At 55.3% G+C, this 15245-nt stretch carries 15 protein-coding genes; 8 read left to right on the top strand and 7 right to left on the bottom strand.

The annotated features are described in order from the left end of the window. Positions 1-164: 164 nt before the first annotated feature. Entirely contained in the window at positions 165-1091 is a 927-nt protein-coding gene (locus N9C89_RS14005; protein ID WP_263954604.1) for an SDR family oxidoreductase, read from the bottom strand. Between the two features lie 60 nt (positions 1092-1151). Here N9C89_RS14005 and N9C89_RS14000 point away from each other — a divergent pair, with 60 nt between their 5' ends. Together N9C89_RS14000 and N9C89_RS13995 are read left to right on the top strand one after the other, a co-directional pair. Next, positions 1152-1745: a TetR/AcrR family transcriptional regulator gene (locus N9C89_RS14000; protein ID WP_263954603.1), complete on the top strand. Its 594-nt coding sequence runs from the start codon at positions 1152-1154 to the stop codon at positions 1743-1745. Between the two features lie 191 nt (positions 1746-1936). Then, on the top strand, positions 1937-2569 hold the full coding sequence (locus N9C89_RS13995; RefSeq protein ID WP_263954602.1) for a tyrosine-type recombinase/integrase: 633 nt from the start codon (positions 1937-1939) through the stop codon (positions 2567-2569). Positions 2570-2723: 154 nt separating this feature from the next. Here the strand turns inward: N9C89_RS13995 and N9C89_RS13990 are convergent, their stop codons facing one another. From N9C89_RS13990 to N9C89_RS13980, 3 genes are all read right to left on the bottom strand, one after another. After that, positions 2724-3335, bottom strand: coding sequence for a glutathione S-transferase family protein (locus tag N9C89_RS13990; protein WP_263954601.1), 612 nt, complete (start codon positions 3333-3335; stop codon positions 2724-2726). 68 nt (positions 3336-3403) lie between these two features. Then, the gene (locus N9C89_RS13985; protein WP_263954600.1) at positions 3404-4384 is read right to left on the bottom strand and encodes a haloalkane dehalogenase; all 981 of its coding nucleotides are present in this window, start codon (positions 4382-4384) and stop codon (positions 3404-3406) included. A gap of 82 nt (positions 4385-4466) precedes the next feature. Next, positions 4467-4781 (bottom strand): hypothetical protein, encoded by a 315-nt coding sequence (locus tag N9C89_RS13980; RefSeq protein ID WP_263954599.1) that lies wholly within the window; start codon positions 4779-4781, stop codon positions 4467-4469. 166 nt (positions 4782-4947) lie between these two features. Between N9C89_RS13980 and N9C89_RS13975 the strand changes: the two genes are divergently transcribed. The 6 genes from N9C89_RS13975 to N9C89_RS13955 all read left to right on the top strand — a co-directional run bounded on the left by N9C89_RS13975 (position 4948) and on the right by N9C89_RS13955 (position 11923). Next, on the top strand, positions 4948-5859 hold the full coding sequence (locus N9C89_RS13975; protein WP_263954598.1) for a LysR family transcriptional regulator: 912 nt from the start codon (positions 4948-4950) through the stop codon (positions 5857-5859). Between the two features lie 186 nt (positions 5860-6045). After that, entirely contained in the window at positions 6046-7419 is a 1374-nt protein-coding gene (locus N9C89_RS13970; RefSeq protein ID WP_263954597.1) for a transposase, read from the top strand. A gap of 220 nt (positions 7420-7639) precedes the next feature. Continuing rightward, positions 7640-7840 carry a YtcA family lipoprotein gene (locus N9C89_RS16200; RefSeq protein WP_394358513.1) on the top strand — a complete coding sequence of 67 codons (201 nt, stop codon included), beginning with the start codon at positions 7640-7642 and terminating at the stop codon, positions 7838-7840. Continuing rightward, positions 7840-8886 carry an HlyD family efflux transporter periplasmic adaptor subunit gene (locus N9C89_RS13965; protein ID WP_263954595.1) on the top strand — a complete coding sequence of 349 codons (1047 nt, stop codon included), beginning with the start codon at positions 7840-7842 and terminating at the stop codon, positions 8884-8886. The genes N9C89_RS16200 and N9C89_RS13965 overlap by 1 nt, the downstream gene beginning before the upstream one ends. After that, a complete protein-coding gene (locus N9C89_RS13960; protein WP_263954594.1) occupies positions 8883-10484 on the top strand; it encodes an FUSC family protein in 1602 nt (533 codons plus the stop codon). The genes N9C89_RS13965 and N9C89_RS13960 overlap by 4 nt, the downstream gene beginning before the upstream one ends. Beyond that, positions 10481-11923 carry a TolC family protein gene (locus N9C89_RS13955; RefSeq protein ID WP_263954593.1) on the top strand — a complete coding sequence of 481 codons (1443 nt, stop codon included), beginning with the start codon at positions 10481-10483 and terminating at the stop codon, positions 11921-11923. Before N9C89_RS13960 ends, N9C89_RS13955 begins: the two co-directional genes overlap by 4 nt. A 344-nt stretch (positions 11924-12267) precedes the next feature. Here the strand turns inward: N9C89_RS13955 and N9C89_RS13950 are convergent, their stop codons facing one another. The 3 genes from N9C89_RS13950 to N9C89_RS13940 are packed head-to-tail and all read right to left on the bottom strand — an operon-like array spanning position 12268 to position 15145. Further along, a complete protein-coding gene (locus tag N9C89_RS13950) occupies positions 12268-13824 on the bottom strand; it encodes a relaxase/mobilization nuclease domain-containing protein (RefSeq protein ID WP_263954592.1) in 1557 nt (518 codons plus the stop codon). Continuing rightward, positions 13821-14291, bottom strand: coding sequence for a plasmid mobilization protein (locus N9C89_RS13945; protein ID WP_226689051.1), 471 nt, complete (start codon positions 14289-14291; stop codon positions 13821-13823). Before N9C89_RS13945 ends, N9C89_RS13950 begins: the two co-directional genes overlap by 4 nt. Beyond that, on the bottom strand, positions 14288-15145 hold the full coding sequence (locus N9C89_RS13940; protein WP_263954591.1) for a hypothetical protein: 858 nt from the start codon (positions 15143-15145) through the stop codon (positions 14288-14290). Before N9C89_RS13940 ends, N9C89_RS13945 begins: the two co-directional genes overlap by 4 nt. Between the last annotated feature and the right edge of the window lie 100 nt (positions 15146-15245).

The following is a 15245-nucleotide window of genomic DNA, read 5'->3' as shown; positions in this document are numbered from 1 at the left end:
CGACGCTGCGCGGCGGCAGGGAAAGTCGCCATTCGTTTATCGCGCAGCAAAGTTTTGGACCGCAATTTACAGGTCGCGGGACACAGCGCGCTTTCGCTGCGCTCTGTCTCAACGGCTGGTATCGTCATCGGGGTTCTTTGGGACCAATTGCTGTGAAAAACACTTCAGCTAAGGAATTGCTTTACTACCGCTACTTGTTGTTTTTCGCCTGTCGGATCAAGTTTGGTCTTAAAGCGGGTGAAATCTTCGCCCCATTTTGAAGTACGGGTTCGGATCGGCGGGTTTTCAGCGTCCATGCACTTCATCACCACTGCTGCAACTTCATCTGTTGTCTGGTAGATGTCTTCCCCGCTCTGACGGTTCTCAGCGCCGCCGATGTATTTTTGCAGGATCGGCAAATACTCGTCTTCCAACATACCGCCGGTGCCCTGTACGTGTTTCAGAACGTTGTTGGCAAATTCAGATTGGATGCCGCCGGGTTCAACCGTGGTAAAGTTGATCCCGAAATTTGGAGTAACGTAGCAAGCCAACGCCTCGGAATATCCCTCAACGGCGAATTTGGCAGCGCAATAGATTTCGTTAAACGGCTGTCCGACCAAACCGCCGACGGAGGATATCGTGATAATATGGCCAGAACGAGCTTTACGCATATGAGGCATAACTGCCTTGGTGCAACGCACAACGCCCATAAAGTTCACGTCCATCACCCAGTCGATATCCTCTTCGCTAGCTTGCTCTGTCGTGCGAACAAAACCTGCGCCCGCATTGTTGATCAGCGTGTCGATGCGGCCCTCAGCGTCGATGATTGTGTCAACGGCGGCATTGATGGACGCTGTATCTTGCACGTCGAGTTGTAGAATATTCACCGAAACATCGGCGTCTGAGGCGGCGGCTTCAAGCCCGCCCTTTTTGCCCAGATTGCGCATAGTCGCATAGACTCTGTGACCTGCTCGAGCAGACTGGATCGCAAGGCTGATGCCAAGCCCGGTTGAGGTTCCGGTAATGAGGACGACTTTCGAAATAGGGAGGTTTCCTTGGTTTGGACAATAAGTGAGCAATTGCTCACGCTCATATAATGAGCATATGCTCATTGTCAATCCAAATGGAGTATGGCTAAACTTGCCCGGAACTCATCAGCTGGGGAGAACCACTTGGTTCGCACGAAATCCGGCGACAAACCAAAGGCCATACGCGCGGCCACAATTGGAGAGGTCGCTGAAGTTGGCTCAACCGCCGTCTCGGTCAATAAGATCGCAAAGCGGGCGGATCTCTCTGTCGGAACGCTGTATCGTTACCATGCAACAAAGGATGATTTGCTGTTTTGGGTCTTCAAACAGGTAAAATCAGATATACACGATGCTATGATGACAGCGGCGCGCGGAAAGGATGGCGCTGCCCAGCGTTTGCGCGCCATGTGGTTTGCTCTTGTGGAGTATGGTTTCGCAGCCCCCAGAGATTTCCTCTTTGCCGAAATGATGTCGGCTGAAATCCGTGACGGCTTTCAGGAGGATTTGGTGCTGAAACAGATGCAAAGTGAAGTTCTTGCTGAGATCCAAGCGGGCATAGACAGCGAGGTCCTCGTCCATGCGCCCGTAAGAACCCTTGAGATCATTCTCGCCTCTCCTGCCATCACACTGGCCCGTCGGGCCTCGATAGCCGGTGTAGAAATGGAAAAGCGCGAATTGGACCGCGTGTTCGATCTAGTATGGCGCGGCATCGCGCAGGTAGAGCCAACCAAGGTGTAACGAAGTTCTTGAAGCAGACATTCATGCAGACCGTAGCATTCGGTAGGTCTGGGCTCCTTGCAGACCAATGCGCGCGCAGAAGATGCCCATTTAGCTGGCTTCCCAAAACGGGCCTTCAGCACTGCTTGTACACTCGCCTAGTCAGCGCGGTGCTGATGATTGGGCTTGGAGGGAGGATCGGAGGGCAAATCATGTCAAGAGTCCAACTTCCCGCAGTCACCCCAAAACGCAAGGCTTGGAACAAGGGGCGGATCATCGGGCAGAAACGTCCATTGCTGCCAAAACAAGTGTGGGCGATCCGTGCACGGCTCGAACTTTCGGGCAATTTGCGCGACCTGGCTTTGTTCAACGTCGCCATCGACAGCAAACTTCGAGGCTGCGATCTGGTCAAGCTAACGGTGACCGATCTTGTCAAAGACGATCGCGTCCGGGAACGTGTTTCAGTGATCCAGAGCAAAACCAAGCGGCCTGTTCAATTCGAACTGTCGGAAAACACGCGAGAAACCGTTCTGACCTGGGTCAGAAATCCGGAGATGCTTGCTTGCCTGTTCATGTTCCCAAGCCGGTTTCACGACCGGCCACACATCTCAACGCGTCAGTACGGTCGACTTGTCCGCGACTGGGTGACGGCAATTGGTTTAGAGCCGAGTGGATATGGCACACACTCGCTTCGCCGAACAAAGGCTGCAGAGATCTATCGTAAAACTGGCAACCTTCGCGCCGTGCAACTGCTCCTTGGACACACCAAAGTCGACAGCACCGTGCGTTACCTTGGTGTTGAACTGGAAGATGCTTTGAGCATAGCCGAGCGCATCGACATCTAACGAACCTTGGCGAACGGTCCTGCCGTTCGCCATTTTGAAGCGGTTATCCGTCCGTCATGCGGCGTAAGATCATTCTGAGCTCTTTTTGACGAATGCTGCAAGGCGCACGAATGTTAGCTGTGCGCCTTGCGGTGACTTTGTTGCTCTATTTGGCCTAGGTGATTTCTCCGGCGAAGGCCTTGGTCACGGCCGGAACGTCCAGAACGCGCTGCTTCAATTGTGCAAGCCTTGGGTAAGTTCGTGTGATCCTTCCGTCGATCTTGGCTTCCCAATGCAGTGTCGAGGCAACGTATAGATCGGCCAGGCTCATTCTATCGCCCGCGAGAAAATCGTGATCCTGAAGCGCCTCGTCCAATATGCCGTAGTTCTTCATCAAATCAGCCTCGGCCAGCGCGGACACCTCTGCGAGATCTCCTTCGCCCGCCATTCGCTGCGGAAAGAACAGCCTAATCCAAATTGGGTGAATTGTTGCGTAGCAGAAGAACAACCATTTCAGAGCTTCACGGCCTTCAAGGGAAGAGAACTCCGGCATCAGACCCGCCTCTGGGTTCTTGGCGGCAAGCCACAGGTTGATGGCGCCCCCCTCAAACGCTGCGCCGCTATCGTCCAGTAGCGCTGGTACTTTTCCAAGCGGGTTGGCCTTCTCGAATGCCTCGGACTTGTTGCCAAGATCGACAATTTCGAGCTCAAATGGAGTTTGTGTGATTGTCAGTGCTGCGAGAACTGCTGAAGAGCAGCTGGCAGGCAAGTGGAAGAACTTGGTCATTTTGGCCTCATATGTGGATTGGGGTTAGGCAGTTGGAGAGCGATGCAAGTGCCCGCTCTCCGACGGTCTCAGTTGCGGCGCAGCCAGTCCGCGATGGCGCGGCCGATTGCGACCGGCTGGTCCTCCTGAATGAAGTGCAGGCCTTGGCCGATGAACGCAGTTTCAAGATCACCGATCAGGTTGCTGTAGAAAGGCACGGCCTGTGGCGGCACCAGAACCCCCGGTTCTGCGTAGGTCAGCAAAACGGGCATCTCGGTCTCGCCCATAAAGGACTGAATGTCGGCCATCAGCTCGACGTTCGCTGCGGGATTTCCTCCGATCGGAACCTCGCGCGGCCACATCCAGGTGGGCAGGCGGCTTTCGACAGTGTTATAGGGCGCCCCATAGGCCTGCATTGCCTGCTCGCCCAGGGTGCGGTTGACCATCATGGGCAGGATGCCTTCCACAAAGAAATTTCCCTCCATAACCATCGTGTATCCCTGTTCTTCATCCTGAAGGGCGCGGAACATGCCACCCATCTCTTCGCCCATAGCGTCGTAGCTAGGTTGGGGCATGGCGGGCGGAAGAACGCCCTCCATAAACGCAATACGGGTCACAAGATCTGGGTTGCGCCGGGCAAAATCCCACGCCAGCGCCGCGCCCCAGTCATGCCCGACAAGAGTGATGTTGGCCAGATCCATTTCGGCGACAAAAGCATCGAGGAAGCGGGCGTGATCAGCGAACGTATAGTCGATGTCTGGTTTGCCCGACGCGCCCATACCGATCAGATCGACTGCGATGGCGCGATGCGTGTCGGCCACGTGGGGCATGACATTGCGCCAGAGATAGCTGGAGGTCGGGTTGCCATGCACAAAGAGCACCGGATCCCCGGAACCAGTTTCGATATACGACATAGAGGAAGACAAAACGTCGACGCTTTGCACGGCAAACGTCAGGTCTTCCGATACAATGGGGATTGGGAGCCTTGCGGGCTCAGAAATTGCGGCTACCGGCATCGCGGCGAATGTCATCGTTCCGGCCAGGGCCAGAATGCTTGAGGTGAGTTTCATGGTGTTTCCTTGAGATTTCTTTTGGGTGGGGCGCAGCTGCGAACGAAAACAGCTACGCGCCCAGGTGCAGGACCCGAATTGGTCAGGCCTGCTTTGTTGTTAGGATGATGGATGCGTTTTCCAGATCGAAGATCGAGTCGCGCAGCGCAATGTGCGACTGATACTCGGCGTCGCCAGCCATGCCCTGCATCGAGGTTTCGGGATCGTCGGTCTCGAACAAGTTGACGAGGTCAGCCTGTTGCGCCCCTCGTAGCGACTTGAGCGCCCGAAGTGGGGCATCAACGCGCCGCAGTCCATTGCGTTCCATCGCCGGGCGGACTTTCTCAAAATACGCCAGCGCGTCTTCGATGGTTTTGCCTTCCTTAAACGGAAGAATATCGACAAGAATATATGCCATTTTACGTCTCCTAGGTCTTTCACTTTTCCGCCTCCCAGAGCCGCGCCATTGAAGGTGTCCGAGGGAGTGATCTCGGGCTGTGTTGCCCGGACGAGGAAAATCTAGTAGTCACGTTATTGAGACACAATCTGCTGAACCGTTACATGCTGGTGCACACATGAGACAAATGGATTGGAGCGATCTTAGGCTGTTTCTGCTGTTCGTGCGAAGCGGGTCCACCCGCGCCGCCAGCGCCGCCCTCGGGATCAGCCACTCGACTGTTGCACGCAGGTTGGAGGCAATGAGCGTTATTGCCGGGGCGCCGCTCTATCAGCGCAAAGGAGCCAACCTCGAACTTTCTCAGACGGGCCAGGAGATGCTGGCGACCGCCACAACCATCGAGAACGAAATCGCCACGCTGGATCGGCGAACGTTCGGGATCAGCCGCGAGATTTCCGGGCCGGTCACGCTTTCAATGGGAGATGTTCTGGCGGTCGGTCCGGTACTGGAGATTCTTGACGAGTTCCGTCAAGCTCATCCCGATGTCGACCTGCGTGTGATCACCAGCGCCTCGCTCTCTGATCTTGACAGACGGGATGCCGATTTGGCGATGCGGTTCGGACACAGCCCTGATGATCACCTTATCGGTCGAAAACTGACCCAAACCGCCCGCGCGGTTTACCTGTCGAAGGTCGTTTTGGAGGAATTGCTTGACGGCCACCCGTTCGACGATATCGGGTGGATCAGTTTCAGTCCCAAGGGGGCATCCGAAGCCTGGAAGAGAAGTACGCCTTTCGCAAAGCACCCGACTACCATGCGTATCAGTGACATGCGAACGCAACAGATCGCCTGTCGGGCAGGCATCGGAATGGTTCTGTTGCCCTGTGTTCTGTGCGATCCCGACCCGGAATTGGCTCGCATCACCGAGCCAGAGTTCGTTCCTCGTCAGGATCTATGGCTGCTGCGCCACGCGGAGCTGCGCGACAATGCCCGCGTCCGCGCGCTAAGTGACCATCTGGTGCACTCTCTTCCGCGACTGATAGGGCTCTTCAAGGGCGACAGTGGCAAGACGATTGGATTACCCACACAAGTGAGCTGACATCGCGATCCAAAGTGACGGGAATCGCGCCGCGTTCGCGAGTCGTCTTTGGTCCACCCTTCTACAATGGAATTGGTCATTTATGTTTTCATCGTGAACGACCGATTGGTCCGGATAGTGTTGAAAAAGTCGGTTGATTGGTTGGTCTGGCGCTGATTCACTCGCTTTGAGAGTGGAGGTTGGGCGATGATGGGACCAAGACAGGTAGCGCAGGGCGCGCTGTTCTACGAGTTTTCAATCGAGGAATTTGTGCCCGATGATCATCTGCTACGCGGCATTGACCGTTTCCTTGATCTTTCTAACGTTCGACCGCTTCTGGCTCCGTCGTATAGCTCGCATGGCCGCCCTTCGATTGACCCTGAGTTGATGATCCGGATGCTGTTGTTGGGCTATTGCCAAGGCATTCGATCCGAGCGACGCCTCTGTGAAGAGGTGCATGTCAATCTGGCGTATCGGTGGTTTTGCAGGCTCGACTTGACCGACCCGGTGCCTGACCATTCGACCTTCTCGAAGAACCGTCATGGGCGTTTCCGGGAGAGCGGTTTGTTCAGGCAGCTCTTCGAGACAGTTTTGCAGCGCTGTATTGATGAGGGTTTGGTTGGCGGCGAGAGTTTTGGTGTCGATGCCAGCCTGATCCCGGCGAATGCCAATCAGACACGCGGGATTGAAAGCAAGGAAGGTCTGCCCCCCGAACTGACCACCCGCGTGGTTGAGGAATATCTCGAAACGCTGGATGACGCCGCATTCGGCGCGTCCACCAAAGTCGTCCCCAAATACATCTCGCCGGTGGACCCTGCGGCGCGCTGGACAGGCGCCGATGGAGGGGCCGCATTCTTTGCATATTCCTCCAACTACATGGTGGATTTGGACAATGCAGTCATCGTGGATGTGGAACCATCCGTACCGATCCGAACCGCGGAGGCCTTTGCCGCGCGACGGATGATCGACCGCATCACGGATCGCTTTGACATGACGCCAGACAAGTTGGTTGGCGATACAGGCTACGGATCGGCAGAGATGCTGGGCTGGCTGGTCGAAGAACGCGGCATCGCCCCGCACATCCCGGTCTGGGATAAATCCAAACGGACGGACGGCACATTCTCACGCGAAGACTTCATCTACGACCCCGCGACCGACAGCTACTCATGCCCTGGCAACAAGGAGCTGCGAACATATCGCCGGAACTTCTCCAAACCGCGAAAGCCGAACGGCGGCAAAGACGGGTTCATCAAATATCGAGCGTCAAAGCACGACTGCGACGCATGCCAATTGAAGGCAAATTGCTGTCCAAAACAGCCAGCTCGAAACGTGCTTCGCTCCGTCCATGAAGCAGCACGCGACGTCGCCCGCGATATCCGAAAAACAGACGCCTACATGACCTCGTTCATTCAAAGACGGAAAGTCGAGATGCTGTTTGCCCACCTGAAGCGATACATCGGCCTACCGATGATGCGACTTCGAGGACCCAAAGGTGCATATGAGCAGTTCCAACTCGCAGCCACAGCTCAAAACCTAAGGAAACTCGCAAAACTAGCCCCGCAACCAGAACCAACAGGCTGAGAGGAACATCCCAAGCGGCTTTTGCCACCGCTCATCGGCAGTTCCAACGTCGACTTTTTCAACACTATCCGGACCTTGCGGCCTTTCAGTGTTAGTTGACGGATGGCCGCTTGGATTCACCTGGACGGTCTCTGAAGTGGGCGTCATTTAGATTGTAATTTAGTTCTGAATATTTTATTTTGAACGCACATCCTGAATTCGTGTTGATCTAAGGCTTCGTATGTCCCCAACAATCACTGTGTTCGGCTCCTATTTTCCGGCCTGGGCTGTTTGTTTGATGGTCGGAATAGCCTGTGCCGTTATTGCGCACGGAGTGTTCAAGGCTTTCAATTTTCTTCCTGCCCTGCCGTTTCCGGCGCTTGTTTATTCGTTCACCGTTCTCCTTGGGGCCAACGTCTTCTGGCTCGTGATGTTTCTCTGATGACGTTCCCGACTGAACACCTGGATCCTCGAAAACGGTACATTGGCTGGGCGGTTCTGGCAGGGATCGTTGTTGCAGCGCTTGCTTCCACTTGGGCTGTGCTGGCTAACTTGTCAGACAAACCACGTTCGACAGACGCGTTCATTGCTGCCGAAGTCGCGAATATTTCGGCTGGCGTGCCAGGCCAAATCAGCGCGGTTCATGTTGGGGAAAACGATCTGGTCGCCGAGGGTGATTTGCTGTTTGAAATTGACCCTTCGAACTACGAGCTTGAAAAGGCTCAGGCCGAAGCAAACGTGGCTGCAATTCAAGCCGCAATTCGCGAAGCGGAACGAGCAATAAGGGCAGAGAGCGCAAACGCGATTTCAGCCGCAGCTGAAATTGAACGTGCCACGCAAAATCTGAACCTCGCTCAGGCAACGGTCGAGCGTCTCCGCCCATTGGTTGAACAGGGCATTGCTTCGCAGCAATCGCTGGACGAAGCGGAAACTGCTGCGGCGGATGCAGCGGTCTCTTTGCAGGTTGCAATGCAAACCGCAAAGGCCGCCGACGAACTGGTGAAGACAACCGACGTTCTCAACGCCAACCTTGCCGCTGCCCAGGCGGCGCTGGCAATTTCCGAACACATGCTGTCCCGTACGCAGATATTTGCGCCTTTCGACGGTAAGGCGGTCGGCGTTTCGATTGTCGCCGGTGAGTGGGTTTTGCCAGATGCCCCCGTGCTAAGCCTGATCAATGACGCCAGCTGGTATGCCGAAGCGTTTTTCAAAGAAACTGAGTTGACTGAGATTCGACACGGAATACCGGCCACAATCTGGATTCTGTCGAACCCGGATCAGCCGATTGCTGGCACGGTCCGTTCCGTGGGTTGGGGCGTTCAAACCCAGGATGCTTTGGAACTGGGCAGCCTTTTGCCGTTCGTGCCGCCGACAACAGATTGGGTGCGTCTGGCCAAAAGGTATCCGGTTCACATTGAGCTGGAGGCTCCATTTCCGGACTTCCTGAGGGTAGGAGCCAGCGCGACCATTTCGCTGGGTACCCCTTGAAACAGCTGCATTCGTTTTTGGTATTTTCCGATCTGTGGCCCTTCGACTTAAAGGACAGAGCCTTCAAAGCTCTGGTTCTGGCTTCTGTCGTCGGGCTGACCATCGTGTTTTCCAAGCATCTGAGCCTGCCGGAAACCGCCTTATCCGCCTATTTGGTACTGTTTGCGGTGAGACCAGGCGCTTTTGAAACGATCGGGATCGCAATCGCGCTCATCTTCGCTGCATTATTTGCAGTAGGATTGCTGACTCTGGCAATTATGGCGACGTCAGGCCAGCCTGCGTTGAGAGTTCCTCTCATGTTTGTGGCGGCATTTGGCTGCTTTTATCTGGCGAGCGGAAGCAGCGAAGGGGCAGTCGTCACCACCGCCGGCATGATCATTTTCGAAGTACTGAGCGCGCTGGACGTGATCCCTTTTCCCGATCTGGTTTTACGAGGCATGTTCTGGCTGATAGCCGTTGTGATGTTGCCAATGGGGTTGCTCATTGTTTCGCAGCTTTTACTAGGAAGACTGCCCTTGAGCTTCGTTCGAAATGAACTTGGCCTGCGTCAGAAAGTTCTCGATGTCCGGGTCGCATGTGATCAGTCGAACAAAAGAAGTGTGCGGTCATTTTTTCTTGCCAGCCCCAGAAGTCTTACCAAGCCTTTGCGACAAATTCGCAATAGCGGGTTCCTGCCGTCTTCCTTTCCGCAGTGGCAAGCCCTTGCGGATGGAACGGCACGAAATCTGGCTCTTTCGTTACAGAACTTGGTACCGCATCCGATCGCGGCGCCCATCGGCGGCAAAACCCCGCAACTGGACGTCCGGAGTGCGAATAATGATAAAACACCTTTCAGTCCGGACATCCGGTTTGCATTGGTTGCAACACTGGCGGTTGGGATCAGCTATATTGTGTTCCTGCTTCTGACGTGGCCAGAAATACACACGATCACGATTACAGCTTTCCTGATCTCCATTTCGACAAAACACGAAACCTTTTATAAAGCCGGCTTGAGGATGGTCGGGTTCCTTGCTGGCGCATTGATCACAATTGCAACGCTGTTTTGGATCATTCCCGGAATCGAAAACGCCTCGCAACTTGGGCTTGTTTGCTCAGTGGTTCTTTTTCCCGCTGCGTGGATCGCTCTTTCCAACGAAGTCGTGTCGTACATGGGTTTGCAGATCGCTCTCGTGTTCCTCTTAACAGTTGTGAACTCTCCCGGTCCAGAGATTGATTTGGCAATTGCTTGGGGACGGTTTTGCGGCATACTCTTGGGGACACTGATCGTCACAGTTGCTTTCCAAACCTTTCTTACTGATAGGCCAGAGGTTCGTATAGGAAAACAACTCTCGACCCTGAGAAGGCGAAATGCAGCGCGAACGTTCGACCATAGGAGCGATGGGGAAGAAATGCTGGAATTGACAGATCAGGTGGCCGCGTTACGCCGACAGATATTTATTGCGAGAAAAGATCCCACGCAATCACCCAGCTCGAAACTTGAGCTGGATGCACTCTGGATCAATACGAACCGGCTTTTTGTGGAGATCGTAAACAGAACGCGTCCGCTCAATTACAAAGTGGGAAATGCGCCACCGAACTCCACAGGCAGAGCTTCATGAAGAAAGCCGCTGTATGCGTACTCTTCCTGCTTTTGTTGGGATGCGAAGAGGCACCCCAAGGGCGTAGCTTGGTTACGTCCTCAACCCCGATTGTGGATTCACCAGAAACCAGACAGGCTGATGCGGACTTGTCGGCAGAAATCGCACTGGATCCAAGCACACTGCCAAGCGTGTCTGCCGGCAAAGTATACACGTTGCCGCAGCTGATAGACATCGCCCAAAGCAGAAATCCGGTCACTCGCAAAACCTGGCTTGCCGCACGCCAAGCAGGCCAACACGTTTCGGCTGTTCGTGCAGCTACGCTGCCATTGGTGACTGCATCTGTTATTGCCGGAAGTCAGCGTTTCAACACTGATATCAATCCGGCTCTCCTGCCCCCTTCAACGGTTTCGACAGACGTGAGCGGCGCGGCCGCCGTGGTCGGCGTATCCTGGCTGCTTTTTGATTTCGGTGAGAACATCTCACGGCAGCAGGCCGCCGATCAGCTGGCAAGAGTGGCGGAACTCCAGTTTAACAGAGCGCATCTGCAACTTATTTTCGATGTATCTTCCCATTACCACCGTCTCGATGCTGCTCAAAAAAAGAGCGTGGCGGCCACAGCCGCGACCCGACGTGCAGAACAGCTTCTCGAAGCAGCCAACAAACGGAAGGGCTCAGGTCTCGGAAATGATGTTGAAGTGGCTCAGGCAGAACAGCTCTTGGCCCAAACCAGAGTGGTTCAATCACAGGTCGCAGGCGAAGTTGGCGCCGCACGGGTGTTGCTCGCCTCGGCTTTGAATTTATCACCCAATTCTGTTGTGCGGATCAGGCCGACAACCGGGCAACTTCCATCCCCCAGTAGTAAGACTTTGGAGAACTATGTCCAAGGCGCCATGAAATCACACCCAGAGGTGCTGGCTGCTCTGGCTGAAGTGCGGGCGGCGCAATTCGATTTGGACGCGACCGCTGCTTCCTACCTTCCAAAAATTTATGGAGGCGCGAATGTGTTGGCAGGGAACAGTGGTCTGAGCATTAATGGATTTGAACCTGGAGGTATTGGCACAAGCTCAAGTTCGGGAGTGTTCTTAGGAGTAACTATTCCAGTTTTCGATGGAGGGCTGAGGGAGACGCGTCTAAACAACGCGAATAGTCGGGTAAGCTCCGCGAAAGTTGGGGTCGAGATCGCACGCTCTGTAACCAGTAGAGAAGTTGGCTTGGCATATCAGGCACTAAAGACCTCGCTGGCCGTGCACCTTGCAGCGCAGGATCTTGTGACCTCAGCAAAACGCACTGCAGACGCAGCAGAAAGTGCCTACGCCGCAGGCATTGGCACTATTTCAGACGCTTCTGTGGCCGCATTGAATGAGTTTATCGCCATTGAAGCGCTGGCGGATGCACGAGCCGCAGTTTACAGTTCATCGGCAGCCTTGGCTTTAGCGACCGGAACGTATGGGAACTAGGCGTCCATTCCATAGATTTTTGAACCGCAGTGACGCGACAATAAAGTAGAGCGAGAGAACAAGCGCGCCCGATCTATGGTCGGCGAGGATTTCTGTGCAAAATCGGAGGAGAGAAGTATAGACTGGCAGGTGTGGACTGAAACCGAATTGAAGCCGCCATTGAAACTTGTTGCAGCATTGGTTTGAATGGGCTCTTTCGAGCTCTTCGCTGCATTCTACATGAAGTTCCGGTTTATCCGCATACGCACCCAGCAAAGAAATCGCAGACGTGTGGTGAATTGCTGCAGAACGAATCTAAGATTCCCACTGCAAACCCTCGAACCACGCCAACATTTGCAGTTAGATCAAAGCGAATGTCCGGCGCTGCGGTGGCTATCTCTCGCGTCTAGCTCTCGGTCAACCGCTTCTCGGCGTCTTTCGCTAGTTTCCAGCTGGTCTCTAACCCCGCCTGCAGCGTCGCGTAATTCTGCTCCTCGCGCAGCAAGTCGGCCAATGTGGTGACGGACGTGAGATGTGATTTCATCAATAGCGCCACGCAATGCGCCAAGCCATTCACCTTGCTTTCGATCCTGCTGGTCGAGCGCTTCTCCAAGGCGTGCAATTCCTTGGCTGAACTCTCGCAGGCCGTCACCAACCGCTCGACGGATGCGAGCAATTCGCGTTCCAATGCTGTCAGGGTCTGTGTCATCTAGGGTTCCTTGATCTCGATACAGATGACCGGCGTCCCGGCCATGGTGCAGGTCTTCAATTCGGTCCGGTCGGGGTCCAGCGTCACCCATGTCTGCCCAGCCTGTTCGATCCGTGTCAGGCCAAGCCTCGTCATCTCCGAGCGCGTGATCAAACCCGTCCAAAACCAACTCGCGATCAGCACTGTCGCGATCCAGGATGAGACCATCACCACGATCACCCAGGGTGAGATCGTCAACCAGCGCCTGATCGTCTCGCTCCGCCTCTCCAACTCGCTCCTGCTGTCGCTCAGAAAGAACCTGATATCGGTCTCGATTGTATGCAGCGCGCTGGTCGCAATGCTGCTGAAATCGCTCCTGAAGCTCTCCAGTTGAGATGCCATCAAGGCGGCGTGGTCGCTGCGTACTGTCTCCAGGTCCGCGTTCAATTTCTCGGCGAGGCGGTTCGGCTTGCCAGTCGTCATGGAAAATCTCTCCTTTCAAACGCCAGCGCTCGCCGGTGTCAGGGTCTTTGGCGGTGATGTAATTCTTGCTGGCACGGGGGATATCAAAGCCTGCATCGGCCAAAGCATCGATCATGCTGGCGCGGTCGGTGATGGTGCCGACGCTGATCTGATCGAGGATCCAATCGTGCAGCGCTTCGCGACCTTGCGCGCGCGTCGGCGCTTCAATCGTCGCCCTCACTTCGCGAGTGCGATCTGGCTCCAAAGGGTCTGCCCAACCGTGCGTCTTGTTCATCAAATCACGCAGGCTGGAAAAGGCGTTTTCATGGCCTGGCGGTGCGATGTTCAACGCCTTGCCCGTGCTCAGCTCAAGGCGTGGCGTGCAGAAGTGCAGCTCGACATTGCCTTCATGCGAGTGGCGCACCCAGAGACAATCGTATTGATCCCTGTCCAGCCCAGCAAAGGCCAGAGCCTCAAATAGCTCAATGGCCTCTTGCTGGGCGGCGGGACTGGGATCGTCGCTGTCGGCAAAGCTGATCACACCTGCCGTGTAGCTCCATTTGTTGGAGCTCGCATCGATAAGGTCGCGGGTTTGGTCGGGGTTACCGTGCAGCACCTCAGGCAACGGGTCGCGGATCTTGGTTTGCGGTTTACTGGTGTCGTCGCGGATGAGGTGGCGGTTCTCGTCATAGGCAAGAACTTCATGCGCTGTCAGGTAGTCGACGGGTGCGGCTCCGCCGCCTGTGCCGGTGGAAAAGAACGAGATGATCATTCGCCACCGCCCGTGTGTGCCGCCACGATCTGCGCCATCTGCCGTTCGATGGCCACTAGCTGCACCGCGACCTTGAGCGCGTCGATCTGGCTCGCGCGGCCGGATTTGACCGCGCCGTTGATCCAGCGGGAGAGCTGATTGAGGTTGCCGCCGACGCGGGCAATCGCAAAAGTCAGCTTCGGGTCAACTCGCGGGACGGGCTTGCGCCGACGTGCCTCGGTTAGCCCCAAGGCCTCACGCATCAGCGTGGCATTGGGCAGGCCAGCCGCGCGCGCCTTGGCCACAAGCGCTGCCTTTTCCGACGGTGTGCATCGAAAGATCACGCTCTCGGAAAGGCCCTCTTTGACGCCGCTTGCGTGCGTCTGGTTGGGGTTTGAAGGGGAGGCTTGCCGCCCCTCACAAGACCCGCCGATGTAATCGGTGGGTAACCTTGCTCTCTGCTCTTTGTGGGGGTCTGTCGCACTCATGCTCTGAGCCCCGCCGCTTCGATTTCAGCTGAGCTGACTAGGTTCGCGGCTAGCAAAGCGGTCACTTGGCCGGGTGTTATGTGGCGGCAAAGGGGATGCTTGTCCGTGACCCAGTCGGCCAAACCTTTCAGCAATTCCAACTCTTTGGCTTTGCCCGCTTCTCGCGCCTCCTCAACTTCCTGAAGGTATTTCAACCAACGGCCAGAGGAGAACCAATTGTCGGAGAAGCACACCTTGGAGCGGGTGAAGCCTTCGCTCTCGGTCGCATAGGTCCGCACGGCGTCCTCGAGGTCTTTGGCGTCCACTCCGTCGGCCAGCGCTTGGCGGATCTGCGAGTTACAAACCGCTTTGCCGCGAACGCGATCCTCGGGATAGGCGGACAAAATCTTTTCTGAAACCTCATCCTCCACCGCTACCTTCGCGTGCGAAGGATTTGGTTTTTGATATGGTTTATATCTGTTCTTATAGGATTTGCCCTTTGGGGCAGATGGCTTGCCCTCAGGGGCAAATGCATCATTTTCCCTTTCGGTCGGATCGATTTGCCCATTTGGGCAAATGGAGTTGCCCAGGGCATACCAACAGGTCCGGTCATAGCGATCATCGCTGAAATTGCCCTTGATGATCAGCTCTGCACTGACCAGCTTTTCGAGCGCTGTTCGGATCTGCTTTTCGCTCAGATAGGGGAACAACTCACTAAAGGCCGAGATCGAATTGTAAGTCCAATACCGCCCGTCTCGATGGTTGCGGCGATTGGCTTGGTTCTTCTCAATCCAGAAGGTGATGTTCTGGAAAATCACCGCCGCGTTCAGGCCAACACGTCCCGCGATTTCGGGATCAAAGCTATGGCGGCTCATGATTGGCCCCCGAAATACGCACAAACGTGCGAATTTTGTACAGGTTTTGTACGAGAAATCGGTCGTTTCAGTCGGTTACGGCCCGAAAGCTGACGGGACT

Origin of the sequence: Halocynthiibacter sp. SDUM655004 (assembly GCF_026015885.1) — a bacterium.
Lineage (GTDB): Bacteria > Pseudomonadota > Alphaproteobacteria > Rhodobacterales > Rhodobacteraceae > Falsihalocynthiibacter > Falsihalocynthiibacter halioticoli.
Note: the sequence above shows the minus strand (reverse complement) of the source record. Positions and strands in the feature narration are given on the sequence as shown.